14 protein-coding genes and 4 pseudogenes are annotated in these 16,605 nt (G+C 68.8%); 9 read left to right on the forward strand and 9 right to left on the reverse strand.

Going from position 1 to position 16,605, the window contains the following annotated elements; all coding sequences use genetic code 11:
• Positions 1–349: 349 nt before the first annotated feature.
• Entirely contained in the window at positions 350–553 is a 204-nt protein-coding gene (locus AB0M62_RS34060) for a cold-shock protein (protein ID WP_018536328.1), read from the reverse strand.
• Between the two features lie 478 nt (positions 554–1,031).
• Between AB0M62_RS34060 and AB0M62_RS34065 the strand changes: the two genes are divergently transcribed.
• Positions 1,032–2,714, forward strand: a complete 1,683-nt coding sequence (locus AB0M62_RS34065) for a CocE/NonD family hydrolase (RefSeq protein ID WP_366078207.1) — start codon at positions 1,032–1,034, stop codon at positions 2,712–2,714.
• Positions 2,715–2,719: 5 nt separating this feature from the next.
• On the opposite strand, the gene AB0M62_RS34070 is transcribed toward AB0M62_RS34065, so the two are convergent.
• From AB0M62_RS34070 to AB0M62_RS34085, 4 genes are all read right to left on the reverse strand, one after another.
• Positions 2,720–3,196 carry a DUF3574 domain-containing protein gene (locus tag AB0M62_RS34070; RefSeq protein WP_366078208.1) on the reverse strand — a complete coding sequence of 159 codons (477 nt, stop codon included), beginning with the start codon at positions 3,194–3,196 and terminating at the stop codon, positions 2,720–2,722.
• A gap of 51 nt (positions 3,197–3,247) precedes the next feature.
• The gene (locus AB0M62_RS34075) at positions 3,248–4,456 is read right to left on the reverse strand and encodes an MAB_1171c family putative transporter (RefSeq protein WP_366078209.1); all 1,209 of its coding nucleotides are present in this window, start codon (positions 4,454–4,456) and stop codon (positions 3,248–3,250) included.
• 2 nt (positions 4,457–4,458) lie between these two features.
• Positions 4,459–4,929 carry a hypothetical protein gene (locus AB0M62_RS34080; RefSeq protein WP_366078210.1) on the reverse strand — a complete coding sequence of 157 codons (471 nt, stop codon included), beginning with the start codon at positions 4,927–4,929 and terminating at the stop codon, positions 4,459–4,461.
• A 355-nt stretch (positions 4,930–5,284) separates the two neighbouring features.
• A complete protein-coding gene (locus AB0M62_RS34085) occupies positions 5,285–6,268 on the reverse strand; it encodes a polyprenyl synthetase family protein (protein WP_366078219.1) in 984 nt (327 codons plus the stop codon).
• A gap of 241 nt (positions 6,269–6,509) precedes the next feature.
• Here AB0M62_RS34085 and AB0M62_RS34090 point away from each other — a divergent pair.
• Positions 6,510–6,734 (forward strand): annotated as a pseudogene (locus AB0M62_RS34090) (DinB family protein); the annotation flags it as partial.
• 129 nt (positions 6,735–6,863) lie between these two features.
• On the opposite strand, the gene AB0M62_RS34095 reads toward AB0M62_RS34090, so the two are convergent.
• On the reverse strand, positions 6,864–7,541 hold the full coding sequence (locus AB0M62_RS34095) for a helix-turn-helix domain-containing protein (RefSeq protein ID WP_366078211.1): 678 nt from the start codon (positions 7,539–7,541) through the stop codon (positions 6,864–6,866).
• Between the two features lie 248 nt (positions 7,542–7,789).
• On the opposite strand from AB0M62_RS34095, the gene AB0M62_RS34100 reads away from it, so the two are divergent.
• Complete coding sequence (locus AB0M62_RS34100) at positions 7,790–8,629, forward strand: class I SAM-dependent methyltransferase (RefSeq protein ID WP_366078212.1); 840 nt, start codon at positions 7,790–7,792, stop codon at positions 8,627–8,629.
• 40 nt (positions 8,630–8,669) lie between these two features.
• On the opposite strand, the gene AB0M62_RS34105 is transcribed toward AB0M62_RS34100, so the two are convergent.
• Positions 8,670–9,092: a YjbQ family protein gene (locus AB0M62_RS34105; RefSeq protein ID WP_366078213.1), complete on the reverse strand. Its 423-nt coding sequence runs from the start codon at positions 9,090–9,092 to the stop codon at positions 8,670–8,672.
• 141 nt (positions 9,093–9,233) lie between these two features.
• On the opposite strand from AB0M62_RS34105, the gene AB0M62_RS34110 reads away from it, so the two are divergent.
• Both AB0M62_RS34110 and AB0M62_RS34115 read left to right on the forward strand, forming a co-directional pair.
• Complete coding sequence (locus AB0M62_RS34110) at positions 9,234–10,529, forward strand: FAD-dependent oxidoreductase (RefSeq protein WP_366078214.1); 1,296 nt, start codon at positions 9,234–9,236, stop codon at positions 10,527–10,529.
• A 62-nt stretch (positions 10,530–10,591) separates the two neighbouring features.
• Positions 10,592–11,164: pseudogene (locus tag AB0M62_RS34115) on the forward strand (aldehyde dehydrogenase family protein); the annotation flags it as partial.
• Between the two features lie 55 nt (positions 11,165–11,219).
• Here the strand turns inward: AB0M62_RS34115 and AB0M62_RS34120 are convergent.
• Positions 11,220–11,915 carry an SDR family NAD(P)-dependent oxidoreductase gene (locus tag AB0M62_RS34120; protein ID WP_366078215.1) on the reverse strand — a complete coding sequence of 232 codons (696 nt, stop codon included), beginning with the start codon at positions 11,913–11,915 and terminating at the stop codon, positions 11,220–11,222.
• On the opposite strand from AB0M62_RS34120, the pseudogene AB0M62_RS34125 reads away from it, so the two are divergent.
• Together AB0M62_RS34125 and AB0M62_RS34130 are read left to right on the forward strand one after the other, a co-directional pair.
• A pseudogene (locus AB0M62_RS34125) lies at positions 11,907–12,255 on the forward strand (MarR family transcriptional regulator); the annotation flags it as partial. The gene AB0M62_RS34120 and the pseudogene AB0M62_RS34125 sit on opposite strands and share 9 nt — an antisense overlap.
• Before the next feature lie 55 nt (positions 12,256–12,310).
• Complete coding sequence (locus AB0M62_RS34130; RefSeq protein WP_366078216.1) at positions 12,311–13,420, forward strand: NAD(P)-binding domain-containing protein; 1,110 nt, start codon at positions 12,311–12,313, stop codon at positions 13,418–13,420.
• Between the two features lie 63 nt (positions 13,421–13,483).
• Here the strand turns inward: AB0M62_RS34130 and AB0M62_RS34135 are convergent, their stop codons facing one another.
• Positions 13,484–15,313: an ABC transporter ATP-binding protein gene (locus AB0M62_RS34135; RefSeq protein ID WP_366078217.1), complete on the reverse strand. Its 1,830-nt coding sequence runs from the start codon at positions 15,311–15,313 to the stop codon at positions 13,484–13,486.
• Positions 15,314–15,421: 108 nt separating this feature from the next.
• On the opposite strand from AB0M62_RS34135, the gene AB0M62_RS34140 reads away from it, so the two are divergent.
• Together AB0M62_RS34140 and AB0M62_RS34145 are read left to right on the forward strand one after the other, a co-directional pair.
• Complete coding sequence (locus AB0M62_RS34140) at positions 15,422–15,865, forward strand: MarR family transcriptional regulator (protein ID WP_366078218.1); 444 nt, start codon at positions 15,422–15,424, stop codon at positions 15,863–15,865.
• Between the two features lie 288 nt (positions 15,866–16,153).
• Positions 16,154–16,504: pseudogene (locus AB0M62_RS34145) on the forward strand (gfo/Idh/MocA family oxidoreductase); the annotation flags it as partial.
• Positions 16,505–16,605 lie beyond the last annotated feature (101 nt).

Raw genomic sequence — 16,605 nt, forward strand, 5'->3', positions numbered from 1 at the left:
GCCCTTGCGGGAATCGGAGTAGCGGTCGTTCGTGCGAGTGGTGCGGTTCATGCGGAACCCTCCTCGATATGGCACGTATCGAGGAATTCCCGGCATGAATGAGCCGAACGAATTGCTGGAACGAGCCGAATAAAAGACTGGAATCAATCCGGCCGCACCGGCGCACAAACAATCGCGCCAGGTATCGGAATTCCAGAAACCGCCGGAGCCGACGGCTGGGCCGGATAATAGAGGCGCGAGGTCACCCGGGCCGCGCTTTGCCGCGCGGCGCGCCGGGCAACCCCGCGGACAGCAACGAGCCGGGGCCCGCACCCACGGTGCGGGCCCCGGCTGCGTGTACGCGTCAGCGTCAGGCGGGAACGATGTTCTCGGCCTGCGGGCCCTTCTGGCCCTGCGTGACGTCGAAGTTCACCTTCTGGCCTTCCTGCAGCTCGCGGAAGCCCTGGGTGGCGATGTTCGAGTAGTGGGCGAAGACGTCGGGGCCGCCACCCTCCTGCTCGATGAAGCCGAAGCCCTTTTCCGCGTTGAACCACTTCACGGTGCCAGTAGCCATGTCAAATCTCCTTCGGGGCATTGCCCAGGGGACCGCACTGTGCGGACCCCGGCGTCGCCGCGATGATTACCCCGTCCGGAAAAAGCACCGAAAATACAAAAGTGCCCGACGATATGATCCGTCAAAGGCACTTGAAGTCTATGGGAACCACAACTGCAACTGGGATCAAGACTAGCACGGACGGGCATCCGTGCACGGTGAGCACCACCATTTCACCCGCGATGCCACCAACCCTCACCGCGCAATGCATCATTTTCTGATCGCGCCGCAACAGATATTCGCCTCCGCCCAGCACGACGCGCCATGAGCCATGGACGCGCCCCCGCGGGCCACCGTCGGGCGCCGCCTGCCGCTTCCTACTCGGGGGTAATTTGGCTGATCGCCCTCTCACCGCGGCCGGTTCCGCACCTCTACGCTCCGGTCACCACGACGGTGTGGGTGCCTTCGTGGCACGACGGTCCGATCTGATGGAGCCCCAGTGACACGAACGCAACGCCACGGCCGACACCGCGCCCGGGTCCGGACGACGGGTGCCGCTGTCGCCGCGGCACTCGTCCTCGTCGGTACGGGCGCCGCGGCGCCCGCTGCGTACGCGGCACGCACATCGGCGGACCAGGGGCCGGAACGCGCCGCAGCCGGAGCCATGGCAGGGCCTTCCTTCCGCCTCGCCGACCTCCCGATGAAGGACGGCGCCGTTCTCAAGGCGAACGTGTTCACCCCCGCCGCCGGCACGCCCGGCGCCGACGCGCACGGCCGCTACCCGGTGATCGTGCAGCCGGCCAGCTGGGGGCAGAACGACCTCGAGTACGTCCTCCAGGGCAAGCGGCTGGCCGCCGGCGGCTATGTCGTGGTCACCTACACCGTCCGCGGTTTCTGGCTCTCCGGAGGCGAGGTCGAGGTCGCGGGACCCAAGGACGTGGCGGACATTTCGTCGGTCATCGACTGGGTCATGGCCCGGACGCCGGCCGATCCCGACCGGATCGGGATGACCGGTCTCTCCCTGGGCGGCGGCCTCACCCTGCTGGGCGCCGCCGCCGACCCGCGGATCAAGGCCGTGGCCGCGATGAGCGGCTGGGGGGATCTGGTCGACTCGCTGTACAGCGGCGAGACCCGGCACCTGCAAGCCGCCGCAGCGCTCGCCGCCGTACAGGCGCCCACCGGTCGGGAAAGCGCCGAGTTCCGGCGGATGCTGGACAGCCTCTTCGCGGACCGCGACACCGCCGAGGTCATCAGATGGGCGCAGACCAGGTCCCCGGGCACGTACGTGGACCGCATCAACGCCAACGGCACGGCCGTCTTCCTCGCCAACGCATGGGGGGACAGCATCTTCAACGCCGGCCAGATCACTGCCTTCTACCAGAAGCTGACCGGCCCCAAGCGGATCGAGCTGCGTCCCGGCGACCATGCCACGCAGGAGGTCACCGGTCTGCTGGGGCTCGACAACGCCACCTGGGCTAGCGCGCTCAGCTGGTTCGACGAACACCTCAAGGGCGGTGGCGGCACACCCCGCCCGCCGGTGGAGCTGGAAGTGCGGCCCAGCGGCGCGCATGAGACCTATCCGTCCTGGGAGGCCGTCAGTTCCCGGCGCGAGCGGCTGCGACTCGGCAGAGCGGACGCCTTCGGCACCGGTGCACTCGGAGGTGGCACGGCGGGGACAGGGTGGCGGACGCCGGTCGTCGGCGGTACCAACTCGGGCGCCGACGGCGGAATCACCGAACTGTCCGGCCTGCTCGACCAGGTCGTCAAGTTGCCTCCCGTCGTCGTGGTCCCGTTCCTGCCCCGGTCGGCCGCAGCCGTGTGGCAGTCGGCGCCGTACGCGGCCACGCAGCAGGTTCGAGGAACCGTCAGGCTGCACACGACCGTCACCGCGTCCGCGCCGGACGGCACTGTGATCGGCCATCTCTACGACGTGAACGCCCTCGGCGTGGGGAAACTGATCTCCCACGCCCCGCAGAGCTGGACCGGCAGGACCCCGGGGCAGGCCTTCCCCCTCGACATCGCGTTCTTCGCCACCGCCTACGACCTTCCCGCAGGACACCGGCTCGCCCTGGTCCTCGACACCAAGGACCCGCTGTACGGCGGCCGCACACCGCTGGGCAGCCAGGTGTCGTTCGGCTCCCCGGAGGACGACCCCGCAGAACTGGTGCTGCCCCTGCGCTGAGGGTGTCAGAAGTCCGCCCGCGCCCGGACGTCTGCACGGCCGACGGACTCCAAGCCGTAGGTCTCGCAGTAGAGGCGGCGGATGTACTCGATGTCGGCGTCGTGGGTTTTGGCCCGGGTCACGGGATAGAGCACAGTCAGCTCGTACGATCGCTCACGGTTGATGTCACCCTCCTTGTCCCGCCATTGGCCGCGGCCCTCCTGAATGGTCAGTCCGGACGGGAACCGAGGCGTTACCACATCGGCTATGAACTCCATGAACTCCTCGTCGGAGATGGGCGGTTTGCCGTCGTGACGGCCGGTGCCGAAGTAGAGATGTGTCGCCACGTACGGACTGCCCTGCTCGCCGGCGGTCTGCCGCGTCGCCGCGGAGGCGGCAGGGGTGTCGAAGGCGACGTCGGACACCGGACCCCCGGAAGCGAAGAGGAGCACGATCGCCGCGAAGACGGCGGCCGAGGGCGTCGATATCCGAATGGGTCGCATGTGGTTCCTATCTGTTGGTCGTGGCAGGGAAAGCGGTTCGGGCCGGCTTCGTCATGACAGGAGGCGGGCATCGGTGTGCCCGGGACGGGCCTGCCCGAGAGCGGTGAACGACGAAGCCACTCTGGTCAGCCACTCCACCTCGTCGCGGAAGTCGTCGTACGGCGGTCGCGCGGGAATGTCGGACGCGTCGGCCCGCTCGGCTCTCTCCTCGGCGGGGCGGCTCAGTACGGCACGCATCTGCAGCGCTTCACCCAGGGGTGACGTGGGGTCCTCCGGGAGCTCGAGGGAGCGGGCCACGCGGGAGAAGTCCGCGAGTGAGAGCGAGGTGCGGAGCATCAGCTGCCCGTCGCGTATCTCGATGACACGCCGGTAGAGGCGGTAGTGCGGATCCCGGGGCGGGATGAGATCACGCGGCCAGGACCGCGGCGGGTCCAGGGCGATGTCCGGCGACGCCTGGTACAGCGCCCACCACAGAGGCCGCAGGCGGAGATAGGAGCGGTAGCTGCGGCTCCAGCCCAGCGCGCGGGTGATGTGGATTCCCCAGGACGGAATGGTCCAGCCGGTGATCTGGAGCAGGGCCCCGATGCTGCCGCACGTCCACTGGATCGGGTCAAGACCCGATCCGTCGAAGTGCAGCCTGGTGCCGGCGATCTGAATGCCTCGAGTGACGCAGTAGACCAGGATGAGGCTCGCGCCGACGGTCACGGTGCGCATACCGACCTCGAGCCACTGGCGGTTGGCCATCTTGGTGAAGCGCAGCGACAACCGCACGGTCTCGAACTGCCCCACCGCGCAGATCAGGAGGTAGAAGGACATGTACAGCGCGTATCCACCGTCCTGAATACTGAGCAGGATCGTCGACGTCGCCGTTTCGGACTTCGCCACAGGACCGACGACGAAGGACGCGATCACCAGTACGCCGAGCGCGGCGCCGAAGAACGACAGGCGGCGGCGCGCCATGCGCCGGGCCTCAGCGGGTGGGGAGGACCAGTAGACGAGGACGACCTGCTGCGCCGCGGTGAGTACGACCACCGCGACCTGCGTGATCAGTGAGGTGATGTTGGGGTGACCGAAGAAGTCGGAGATGTGGAGCCGGAGAAGGTCCAGGTCGACCAGGAAGCTGATCCCGGAACAGAGGAAGTAGGTGCACAGCGCCCACAGAGCGAGGTCATGTTTTCTGCGCAGCAGGTCCGGAAGCCGGTAGCTGAAAGCCGCGAGGCCGCCGATGGCGCAGATCCACGCGAGGACTCCGTAGATCACGCTCACCCCTGGTCCGGCTTGCCGAGGCCGTGCTCGATGCGAGCGACGATTTCGGCTGCTTCTTCCGGGACGCCCCACGCCGGTTCGATCCATCGCTTCGTGGCCCGGGCCAGGATCAGCGAGGCCATGGTCTCGGCCTCCTGCTCCTCGTCGTCGCTGTAGCGGGAGCGCATCAGCATGCTCCGTACAGCCGCAGGGTCGACGTCCGTGAACAACTGGCCCGAATCACTGTGATCCAGTTTCACGGATCCGCGGTGCTCGAAGGCGATGTGGGCAAGTTCGTGGGCGATTATGTGTTCCTTGTGTGACGGCGAAGCCGCCTTCTCGAACACGATGACGTCGAAGTCATCCATTTTCAGCCATATGCCGAACAGGTGGGGCTCGGGGAAGGGCGTCGAAATCAGATGGATGGGACGCCGGCGACGCACGCTCAGATAACGGTGAAGTTCATCGATGCCGCAACCGTGCTCCATGCCCCACTCCGCGAGCAGCGCCTCACAGGTATGGCGGACCTTTCTGAGGCGGCGCCTGAGCCGCCTGTCCTCCGACGACGGTGACGCAGAGCCAGGTAACTTCATCCTCAGTCCTCCGGCGAACCCCAACGGCCGCCCTCGCCCGGTCACGCAATTGCGCTCACCCCGAGCCAGGGCGAAGGAGAGACCTCGCCGCCTCGACCCGCCTACGTCTCAGAGTTCTTGATCCCGAGTAGACAACGCGGCCATGATGCCACACCGTCAACTCGCCCCCATGGGTGGCAAGTTGCCTCTGTCCATTTCCGTGTGGGCCGAACTGCCGGTTCCGCTACCTCCCTGCCCGGCCTGACGCGCCCTACCGCGGAGCCTCCCCAGTCCCCTGCAGGAGCATTTGAGCCGACAGGTCGACCACCTGCCGCAGCACCGGCAAGTAGTTCTCGTCGCCACCCAGTTCACCCAGGATGCAGTAGGCGTCATCGCGGAACTTGTCGATGTCCTCGTGGTACTGACGAAGAATGGCGGGCGCGAGAAGCAGCTCAGTGAGTTCCGATCTCGCTTGGCCAGAATTCTTCGAGTTGGCACACAAGCCCAGGATCCGTTCCCTCGACTGCGGGGAGGCTTCCTCGATGGCACACGCGAGCAGATACGTTATGGTGCCGTTCATCAGGTCTTCGTTGCGTCCGGACACGATGTCTTCCTGATCATTGAACAGCTGCCACAGGACGCCGAAGATGTAGCCGAACTCACGCCATAGATCTATTCTCTCCCTGGGCACGCCCGACAATGCCGCAGCCATTGCCGTTATCATGCCGAAGGGCCCGCCCGATTTACCGCGGTATGCCGTTATCACAGATTTCCGCGTAGCGCTGCCGGAATCCCCCCGCATGTCGATCAGCTGGCCTTCTGTGGCAACGATCCAGCCGTTCATGAGCTCAGCCGTCAGAGCACTTCGGACCGGCGCCGGCACCTGTAGTGGCTGAATAACTTGAATGGGAAGTACGTTTCCGCTGACTATGGATGCAAGCAGTGCTTCGTTCTTGTCAAGGTCACCAGACATAGCTGCACCCTGCCCGTCGGCCAGGTCGTCCAGATAACAGGCCGAGGTCCACCACAGCACGTGTACGGCAGACACGGGAACAGCCGGTCCGGGAGCACCTGTCTCAATGGCATGGACGAGCAGCGGTAGCACCGAGAGGGGGTGTTTCAGTTTCTGATGCCGCAAAAGCCTGGCGACCGCATCCTTGACCGCACTGGACGATGGTCCAAGTCTTTCGAGAGCGGCTTCTATCTCCGCATCGACAGCAGGGGAGAACTTCCGGTGCAGATCCAAGTACGACATCGAATTCACGTAGCGATCTCCATCTTGAGAATGAAGGCGACCAGCCGAAGGTGACCAGCCGAAGGTGACCAGTCAGCGGGCGAGGGACGCGCATCCTTTTCCGGTACGGCGCCGATTCGATCATTCTGGATGGAGCGGAGCTAGAGCGATTTCCGGCCAGGGCTCCTTTAACGGGTAGCGGAACACGGCGCGCCGCAAGGCCTTGTGCCAGAAGAACTGAGACGCGGTGCGGCGCCGGCTGTCGGGGGCGGTGGCAGCCTTCGACGTCGGCGCCGCAGCCTGGCGGAAGGCGTTGCTGAGTGTCGACGACGCCGCGCTGGGTACCGTGGGGTACTGCACCTACCCCCACGGCAGTGACCCGGACGAGCCGTTCATCGACATCGTGTGGTGGGTCAACCAGGAGCTGCTGCACCACGGGGCGGAGATCGCTCTGATCCGCGATCTGTACCGCGCGCGTCAGAGCTGACCTTCCCCGTCAACGGCCGGGCACCGGCGCCCCGACACCCCACGGGTCGTCGCCGGCCGCCCGCTGCCCGGCAACGGCAACGACTGCCGGGCTGGAGCAAGTCCGCGAAGGCCGCCGTGGACACAGCCCTTATGCAGGACGCGGCACCGAAGCGAAAGGCGGCAGTGTGAACCAGTCCGGAACCGCTCGTCGCAGCGCCTCCGGGCCTTGTACCGCTACGGCCCCGGAGCGGAGAGCGTCGGACCAGCCCAGGTCGCCGCGCCAGATCTCGACCATGTGACGCAGACTCGCGGAAAGCGTGACCGCCACCTCGAAGCCCGGATCCAAGTCACAGACATCGGCTTCTGCGGCTGTGATCACCAGCCACCAGTCGCGGGTACGCGCGGCCACGTCCGAAAACATGAACCGGACCACCGTGCGCCCGGCCGGGACGGCGTCGTGGTCGATACGGCGATGCATGTCCCACAGCAGGAGTTTCGGATCGAGATCCTCGTCGCCGAGTTCTCCGATCCATCGGATGCCCCAGACACTCAGCGCCTCGACCACCGGCCGAAGCTCATGGCCGGCCGGGGTCAGCACGTAGTGAACCTGATGGCCGTCCGACCGTCTGTCCACGATTCCAGCGCGTACGAGCTGCTGGAGCCGTTTGGACAGCAGCGTGGGGGACATCCGCGGCACACCGCGCCGTAGCTCGTTGAAGTGCTCGGTCCCCGTCATCAGTTCGCGCACGATGAGCAGCGTCCACCGCTCGTCGAGCAGCTCCATCGCTTTGGCGACAGGACAGAATTGGTAGTACGAGGCCCCCATGTGTGCAGGCTAGGTCCCTGGCGACGGCTCGGCCACTCCACCCGGGACACCTACGGATCCCGGCCGAGCAGCCACTGGTACAGATCCCGTACTAGGACGGAGCCCCGCACGTTCCTACCCTCGGTTATGCAGGCAAGAGCGACGAGGTCCGGTCGGATCGGCCGAGGGATCTGCGACGACTCCGGCATGCGCTGCGACGCCGTTCGCCCCGCAAGCGGCCGCTGGAAGAACTCCGGAGGAGAGCTGTCATGACCGAAGCAATCAACGCTGTCGAAGCCGACCGCGCACTCAAGACCAAGCACCGCAAGATGTGGGCGCTGGGTGACTACTCTGCCGTGGCGGCCCAGTTGATCCCGGACCTCGGTCCGGAACTGGTTCAGGCATGTGGCGTGAGGAGCGGCGAGCGAGTACTCGACATTGCGGCCGGGTCGGGCAACGCCGCCATCCCCGCGGCCCTGGCCGGCGCAAGCGTTGTGGCCTGTGACCTTACCCCCGAGCTGCTGGAGGCCGGGCGCAAGTTCGCGGCCGAGCGCGGCGCGGAGCTTGAGTGGCGTGAGGCTGACGCGGAGGCACTGCCGTTCGCCGACGGCGAGTTCGACACCGTCATGTCCTGCGTGGGGATCATGTTCGCCCCGCATCACCGGGACAGCGCCGACGAGCTGATCCGCGTCTGCCGCCCGGGCGGCACCATCGGCCTGCTCAACTGGACCCCGGAAGGTTTCATCGGCCAGATGTTCGCCACGATGAAGCCCTACGCCCCCGAGCCTCCGCCCGGGGCGCAGCCCCCACCGCTGTGGGGCCGGGCGGACCACGTCCGCGGCCTGCTCGGCGATCGGGTGACCGATGTCGAGGCGCGCAGGGGAACCGTACGGGTCGACCGCTTCGGGAAGCCGGAGGACTTCCGGGACTATTTCAAGGCCAACTACGGCCCGACCATCGCCACCTACCGGAACATCGCGGGCGACCCAAGCCGGGTCGCCGCGCTGGACAGCGATCTCGACAACCTCGCCCGGCGGCATGCCGGCGGGGCGGGCACCGTCAGCATGGATTGGGAGTACCTTCTGGTCACTGCCCGTAAGCGCGGCTGAGAGGGACAGGAACGCCGACGCACTCCAGGACGAGCCCCGGTCAGCCGAGGAAGCTCAGCCGTACCTGCCGTTCCGGGTTGTCCTTGTTCGTGTCGACCAGGCACACGGACTGCCACGTGCCCAGTTCCAGCCTTCCGCCGAGCACCGGCAGGGTGGCATGCGGCGGGACGAAGGCGGGCAGCACATGGTCCCTGCCGTGGCCCGGACTGCCGTGCCGGTGCTGCCAGCGGTCGTCGGCGGGCAGCAGAGTGTGCAGCGCGGCCAGCAGGTCGCTGTCGCTCCCCGCGCCCGTCTCGATCACCGCGATGCCGGCGGTGGCGTGCGGCACGAAGACGTTCAGCAGGCCGTCGCGCCCGGACGCTGTTTCGGCCAGGAACTGCTCGCACTCGTGGGTCAGGTCGGTCACCGTCTCGGCGCTGCCGGTGACGAGACGCAGGATGCGGGTCGTGAAGGCGTCGGACATGTCTCCATCGTCGCCCATCGGCCGGGAACGCCGTGCATGCGGCGCGAGACCGCTGACCCCCGGTGGCCGAGGCAGTGGCCGGGGTCAACGCTGCTGACGTTTCAATGGACGCCACCGGTCGGCGGGCGCCACCATTTCCCCATGGCTTCCGTTTCCCTTCCGGAAAGCGCCGGTGTCGTGATCATCGGCGGTGGCGTCATCGGGGCGAGCATCGCCTTCCACCTGATCGAGGCGGGAGTCCGGGACGTCCTGGTGCTGGAGCGCGACGAACCCGCGTCGGGTTCGTCGGGCAAGCCCATCGGGGGTGTCCGTGCCCAGTTCTCCGACCCGCTCAACATCCGGCTCGGGCAGCGGAGTCTGGAGGCCTGGCGGGAGTTCGGCGCGCGCCCCGGGGCCGACATCGGGCTGCGGAGCGTCGGCTACCTCTTCCTGCTCACCGATGACGCCGACGTCGCGACCTTCGGACGGGGCGTCGAAGTGCAGAACGAACTCGGGGTACCGAGCCGGATCATCACCCCTCGCGAGGCCCTCGCGCTGTGCCCGTACCTCGATCCCAGAACCATCACAGCCGCCGCGTACTCCCCCGCCGACGGATACGCGCTGCCCGGCGCGGCGGTCACCGGGTATCTCCGAGCGGCCCGGCGCCACGGCGCCACCGTCCGTACGCGCTGTGCCGTTACGGCGATCGAAACCGACGGCGCGGCGGTGCGGGCCGTCCGCACCCGTGACGGCACCGTCCGCACACCGGCCGTCATCTGTGCGGCGGGCGCCTGGTCGGGGGCGATCGGCGCGATGGCCGGCGTGGATCTGCCCGTCACCCCGCTGCGCCGGCAGATCGCGCTCACCGGGCCGCTGACCCCGCCGCCGCCGCGCATCCCCTTCACCCTCGACTTCGGCTCCACCCTGCCGCGCGGCTTCCGCGAGGCGGACGGCAGCGTCACCAGCGGTTCGCTGCGGGTGCGGTTCAACGAAGTCGAAGCCCGCGGGATCGCTCTCACCCGGAGGGGCCGCGCCCTGTACGACGAACTCGTCGGCGAGCCGGCCGAGCAGTGGGAGTGCCGCTTCCCCGCCACCGAACGAGAACTGGCCGTCGACGAACACGCGTTCTTCACGTACGAGCCGGTCCTCGACCACCCGGCCGATGGCCGGCGGCCGCCCCGCGAGCTCGCAGGCCTCCTCGACTCGGGCCGGCTCACTGCCACGCCCATCGTCTACGAGGACTTCCTGCCCCGCTCCGCCGCCGGGATCTTCCAGTCGAACCTGACGGACACCGGTATCCAGGACACCAGCCGTCCCGGGGCGCACTACGACGCGCATTGGCTCTCCGAAGCGATCGGGCGGCCGGTGCACGACTCCTTCGACCTCTACGCCGCGCAGCAGAACCACTCACTCGAAAGGGCCCGCCGGGCTCTGGGAATCGTCGAGGAGACACCGTGACCAGCACCGCCCCCGAAACCCCCGAACCCCCCCGAGGCCCCGGCCTCCCCGACACGGCGTCGCTGCGTGCCCGGGCCGAGCTGAGCCTGCGCCGCTGCGGTGTCGAGCCCGCGTGGGACGCCGGCGAGCTTCTCTCCCGGACTCCCCTGACGGGTGGGACGCTGTTCCGCATCCCCGCGGCCACGGCCGAGGAGACGGACGAGGCCGTCGCCGCCGCCGGCCGGGCGTTCCGGCAGTGGCGGACCGTCCCCGCGCCGCAGCGCGGCGCCGTCGTCCGGCGGCTCGGCGAGCTGCTGGCCACGCATCGGGAAGACCTCGCCGACCTGGTCACCATCGAGGCGGGCAAAATCCGCTCCGAGGCGCTGGGCGAAGTGCAGGAAATGACCGACATCTGCGATTTCGCGGTCGGGCTCTCCCGCCAGTTGTACGGACGCACCATGGCTTCCGAACGACCTGGGCACCGCCTCTCTGAGAGCTGGCACCCGCTGGGTGTCGTCGGCGTGATCTCCGCCTTCAACTTCCCGGTCGCCGTGTGGTCCTGGAACACCACCCTCGCGCTGGCCTGCGGCGACACCGTCGTCTGGAAGCCGTCGGAACTGACCCCGCTCACGGCGCTGGCCTGCGACGCCCTGCTCGGTCAGCTTCCTCTGACAGCCACCGCCGATCTCTGAACCGGCCGCCCCTCGGGGCTCAGTCGAGCCGGCCGCCGGTGAGTCCGACGACGGCCGAACCGTCGAGGTCGGCGAGCTTGGTGGCGGTGAAGGCGCGGGCCCATGCGGAGGTCTGGATGCGGAAGGCGGGCTGTTCGGCGGTCAGAACCTCCAGTACGGCATCGGCGACCTGTCCGGGTGTCTGGGCGAAGCTGAGGAACTGCCCGACGGTACGGGTCACGTAGGCGTCCAGCGCGTCGGCGTACGGTCCGGCGGCGGCGATCTCCGCCGCCGGGTCGACGCCGATGTTGTTGACGAACTCAGTGGCCACGGCGCCGGGTTCGACCATGGAAACGGTCACTCCGACCTTCGCGGCGACGGGCACGAGGCTCTCCATGTAGCCCTCGACCGCGGACTTGGCGGCGCAGTACGCCTCGTTGAACGGCTGCCCGACGACGCCGCCGACGCTGGTGACCGTGATCAGACGGCCTCCTGAGGCACGCAGGTGGGGCAGGGCCGCCTTGGTGACCTGGAGCACGCCGAAGAAGTTGACCCCCATCACCTGGCGCACGTCGTCCATCGTCTCGTTCTCGAGCGTGCCGAGGTGTCCGGCGCCGGCATTGTTGATCACGGCGTCGAGGCGGCCGTGGTCGGCGACCACGCCCGCGACGGCCGCGGCCACGGAAGCCTCATCGGTGACATCGAGCTGCCGGATGTCACCGAAGCCAAGGCCCACGACCTGCCGGTCTCCTGGTTTGAGGTGATGCTGTGGCTCGCCAACAGCACGGACCCCGTCCCCGCCTCCGTCCTCGGGAACAGCACCATGCTCAGTCGCAGCCAGGTCTCCCGTGTCGTCGACGCCCTCCAGGCGCGCGGCCTGGTCACGCGCACCCCCTCCCCCACGCGCACGCTCGGTCGAGATCGCCCTCACACCGGAGGGCCGCCACCTCTTCGAGGAGGCCGACGCCACGCGCCGCGCCTGCCTGGCTCCCGTCTTCACCGACCTCCTCGACCAGCAGGACCTCGAAGCCCTCAGCGCGGTGTGGCGCAAGCTAAAGGCCCACAAGGGCGCGTAGGAATCCGCCGGCCACGCCCGGGAAGAGCCGCACCCCCTGCCGTGTTGGTGGAACCGTGAACAATTTCGGTGCGCAAGAGGCGGCCGTGGTGGTGATCGGTGCCGGGCAGGCGGGTCTGGCCGCCGCCTACCATCTGCGCCGTTCCGGTTTCGAACCCGGGCGGGACTTCGCGGTCCTCGACCATGCCCCGCATCCCGGAGGCGCCTGGCAGTACCGGTGGCCCACCCTTACCTACGGCAAGGTGCACGGGATGCACGCCCTTCCCGGGATGGAGCTGACCGGGGCGGACGGCTCGCGGCCCTCCGCCGAGGTCATCGGCGCGTACTTCGACAGGTACGAGCGCGCCTTCGGGCTGCGCGTACGGCGCCCTGTCGACGTACGCGCCGTACGCGCAGCCCGAGACGACGAGGGCGACGGCGCGGCGGGCCGGCTGCTGGTCGAGACGTCGGCCGGAACCTGGTCGGCGCGGGCCCTGATCAACGCCACGGGGACCTGGGACCGTCCCTTCTGGCCTCGCCACCCCGGGCAGGAGACGTTCCGCGGGCGGCAGTTGCACACCGCGAACTACCCCGGGCCGCAGGAGTTCGGCGGGCAGCGGGTGGTCGTGGTCGGCGGCGGGACCTCCGGCGTACAGCACCTGATGGAGATAGCGCAGGTGGCGGCGGGCACCACCTGGGTCACGCGAAGGCCGCCGGTCTTCCGGGAGGGGCCCTTCGGTGAGGACCAGGGCCGGGCGGCGGTCGCCCTGGTCGACGAGCGGGTACGCCGCGGGCTGCCGCCGCAGAGCGTGGTGTCGGTGACCGGTCTGCCAGTCACCGAGGCCGTGCGCGCGGCGCGCGAGTCGGGTGTCCTGAGCCGCCTGCCGATGTTCGACAGAATCACCGCTCACGGGGTCGCCTGGGACGAAGGACGCGAGGTCGCGGCCGATGTGATCCTCTGGGCCACCGGATTCCGGGCCGCCATCGGCCATCTTGCACCGCTGAAGCTGCGGGAGCCGGGCGGCGGAGTCCGGCTCGACGGGACCAGGGCCGTGCGCGACGCGCGTATCCACCTGGTCGGTTACGGGCCTTCGGCCAGCACCGTCGGCGCCAACCGGGCGGGCCGGGCCGCCCTACGGGAGATCCGGCAGCTGCTTGCACGAGAGCCCGCGGTCGTCGGGGGCTGACGCGCAGCGCCGGGGCGGGCCACAGGAAGTCCCATTGACCATGTGGTCACGCCGGCGCGACGGCTATGGGATTCCCGGCAGGGGCGCGGCCGGCGCCAGCTCGGCGTCCCTGCGGACCAGGGCGGCGTACCGGCCGTCGCGTTCGAGCAGCTCGTCGTGGGTGCCGCGTTCGGCGATACGGCCGCCGTCGAGCACGACGATCTGGTCCGCGTCCCGGACGGTCGAGAGACGGTGCGCGATGGTGAGGGTGGTGCGGCCTGCGGAAAGCGCGTCGATGGCCCGCTGCACGGCGTGCTCGGTACGGGTGTCCAGCGCGCTGGTCGCCTCGTCGAGGATCAGGACGGGCGGGTCGCGCAGGATGGTCCGGGCGATGGCGAGGCGCTGCTTCTCCCCGCCGGAGAATCGGTAGCCCCGCTCGCCGACGAGGGTGTCGTACCCGTCGGGCAGGGATGCGATGTGGTCGTGGATCTGGGCGGCTCGCGCCGCTTCCCGGATCTCCTCGTCCGTGGCGTCCGGCTTGGCGAAGCGCAGGTTGTCGGCGACCGAGGCGTGGAAGAGGTAGGTCTCCTGGGAGACCACGCCGACCGAGCGGGCGAGGGTGTCGAAGTCCAGATCGCGTACGTCGACTCCGTCGAGGGTGACGCGACCGCCGGTCACGTCGTACAGCCGGGGCACCAGATAGCTCAGCGTGCTCTTGCCGGAACCGGTCGGTCCGACGACGGCAAGGCTGCCGCCGGCGGGGACCGTGAGGTCGATTCCGTGCAGGGTGGTCCCGTGCTTCGGGTCGTAGCCGAAGTCGACGTCCTCGAAGCGCACCTCGCCCTTGGCCTGCTCGATCCGGACCGGGTTCTCGCGCTCGGTGATGTCCACCGGCAGGTCGAGGTACTCGAAGATCCGCTGGAAGAGCGCGAGAGAGGTCTGGATCTGGACGCCGGTGGAGAGCAGGCTCACCGCCGGCCGGAAGAGGCCCTGCTGGAGCGAAACGAAGGCGACGAGCGTGCCGACGGAGATGGCGGGGCCCCCCGACCGGAGGGCGAGGCCGGCGGCCCAGTAGATGACGGCGGGCATGGCCGCCATGACGATCCCGATGGTCGACATCCGCCACCGTCCGGCCATGCTGGAGCGGACTTCGAGGTCGACGAGGCGCTCGGACTCCTTCGCGAAGCCCTTGGTGAGGGAGTCGGCGCGGCCCATCGTGCGGCCGAGGAGAATCCCGCTGACGGAGAGCGACTCGGTGACCGTGGCGGCCATCGCGGCCATCTGCTTCTGCCGCTGCGTGGTGATCTTCTTGCGTTCGCGGCCGACCCGGCGGCTGATCCACACGAACAGCGGCAGCAGGACCAGCGAGACGGCGGTGAGGCGCCAGTCGAGGGCGAGCATCGCGACGACGGTGGCGACGACGGCGGTCAGGTTGGAGACCAGGGAGGTCGTGGTGGAGGTGACGGTGGCCTGCATGCCGCCGATGTCGTTGGCGATCCGGGACTGGACCTCGCCCGTGCGGGTTCTGGTGAAGAACGCGAGCGGCATGCGCTGCAGCTGGGCGTAGACGGCGGTGCGCAGGTCGTGCATGACGCGCTGGCCGACCGTCGTGGAGATGAAGGTCTGCAGGACGCCGAAGACGCTGGTCACCACCGCGGTCAGGATCATGCCGAGGGCGAGCAGGCTGAGGAGCCCGGTGCGGCCCTGCGGGATCGCGGTGTCGAGGATCTCGCGGAGCAGGAAGGGGGAGGCGACCGCGACCAGCGAGGAGGCGCCGACGAGAAGCCCGACGACGGCCAGACGGGCGCGGTACGGGCGGAACAGCCGGAGGATGCGCCGCATCTGGGCCGGGGGCTCGGACTGCGCCGGATCGAGGCGGCGGTCTGGTGTCCAGGTGGGTTCTTCGGGATGCATGGGCTCCTTCACCGGGCTGAGGCGACCGATGTGACCGGCCGGATTTTCTGGAGCATAGCTCACTGTTACCTATGCTCACAATGAACATAGTCCTGATACTGTTCCGCCATGAGCACCGCCTCCGACAGTGACGGCATGCTGGCCGAGCAACTGCTCCGGCTGACCCGTCGCCTGCACCGCATCCAGAAGCGCCAGCTGGAGCCGATCGGCATCACCCCGGCGCAGTCCCGGCTGCTGCGGACCGTCGCCCACTACGAGCGGCCGCCGCGGATGGCCGATCTTGCGGAGCGCCTGGAGGTCGTCCCGCGCGCCGTCACCAGTCTCGTCGACGCACTGGAGGCGAGCGAGTGCGTGCGCCGGGTCCCCGACCCGACCAATCGCAGGGTGATCAGGATCGAGCTCACCGAGGCGGGGCGGGCCACCCTCGGCCAGTTGCGCAGCGCGCGCCGGGCAGCGGCGGAGGACATCCTCGCCCCACTGACCGCCGATCAGCGACAGGTGCTCGGCGGGCTGCTGTCCGCTCTGGTCGACGGGCCGGACCAGCGCTGCTGAGGTCCTGGGCCACGGGCACGCCGCACGGCTCCGGGGCCACGCGAAGAGTCCAAGTGTCCGCACCCAGGAGTCCAACCTGCCCCTTGCGGAACAGTAGCCTCAACTACCAGGGTCCTGACGGAAGTTCGCGCTCCGGCCACGCACCGTCAGCTCTCCTGGAGGCTCGATGAACGAGGCAGCACCGCAGAACCACGACAGCGACAACACCCCACCCAGCCGCCGCTCGGTCCTGTGGACCGCGGGTGCGGCAGGCGCCGGACTCGGCGGGCTGGGGGCGGGCAGCGCACGCTGTGGCACACCCGGCTGCGCGGGGACCTCTACCCCAACCACGGCTTCGGCCCGGTGGCCAACTACATGGACCTCAACCGCGGCGACCGCGCCGTGAGCATCACCAGCGTCGGCACACCCGCGCTGGGTCTGGCGAAGTACCGCGCGCAGCACATGCCGCCCGGGGATCCCAGTTGGAAGGAGACGTACATCGGGAGTGACCGGACGATCAGCCTGGTCCAGACGGCGAAGGGCCGGGTGATCCGGCTGGAGCACGATGTCTCCACTCCTCATCCCTACAGCCGGATCAACAGCCTCGGGGGCACCAACGGCGTGTTCGAGGACTACCCGGCGCGCATCTACCTCGAGCCGGACCACGTGACTCCTCCCCGCCCTGAAGGACGGGGCTTCTCGCTATGCCGGGTTGGCGTCGCGACGGACCAGCCCGGCCCGTAGAACGTTGAGAGCGCCCA

It is taken from the genome of Streptomyces sp. NPDC051219, from assembly GCF_040682335.1.
Classification (GTDB): domain Bacteria; phylum Actinomycetota; class Actinomycetes; order Streptomycetales; family Streptomycetaceae; genus Streptomyces.

Excerpts from the sequence above, each read along its gene's own strand:
- AB0M62_RS34110 (WP_366078214.1), top strand. The coding sequence starts at position 9,234 with ATGGCTTCCGTTTCCCTTCCGGAAAGCGCCGGTGTCGTGATCATCGGC.
- AB0M62_RS34140 (WP_366078218.1), top strand. The coding sequence starts at position 15,422 with ATGAGCACCGCCTCCGACAGTGACGGCATGCTGGCCGAGCAACTGCTC.
- AB0M62_RS34135 (WP_366078217.1), bottom strand. The coding sequence starts at position 15,313 with ATGCATCCCGAAGAACCCACCTGGACACCAGACCGCCGCCTCGATCCG.
- AB0M62_RS34095 (WP_366078211.1), bottom strand. The coding sequence starts at position 7,541 with ATGGGGGCCTCGTACTACCAATTCTGTCCTGTCGCCAAAGCGATGGAG.
- AB0M62_RS34060 (WP_018536328.1), bottom strand. The coding sequence starts at position 553 with ATGGCTACTGGCACCGTGAAGTGGTTCAACGCGGAAAAGGGCTTCGGC.
- AB0M62_RS34100 (WP_366078212.1), top strand. The coding sequence starts at position 7,790 with ATGACCGAAGCAATCAACGCTGTCGAAGCCGACCGCGCACTCAAGACC.
- AB0M62_RS34105 (WP_366078213.1), bottom strand. The coding sequence starts at position 9,092 with ATGTCCGACGCCTTCACGACCCGCATCCTGCGTCTCGTCACCGGCAGC.
- AB0M62_RS34085 (WP_366078219.1), bottom strand. The coding sequence starts at position 6,268 with ATGTCGTACTTGGATCTGCACCGGAAGTTCTCCCCTGCTGTCGATGCG.
- AB0M62_RS34080 (WP_366078210.1), bottom strand. The coding sequence starts at position 4,929 with ATGGAGCACGGTTGCGGCATCGATGAACTTCACCGTTATCTGAGCGTG.
- AB0M62_RS34070 (WP_366078208.1), bottom strand. The coding sequence starts at position 3,196 with ATGCGACCCATTCGGATATCGACGCCCTCGGCCGCCGTCTTCGCGGCG.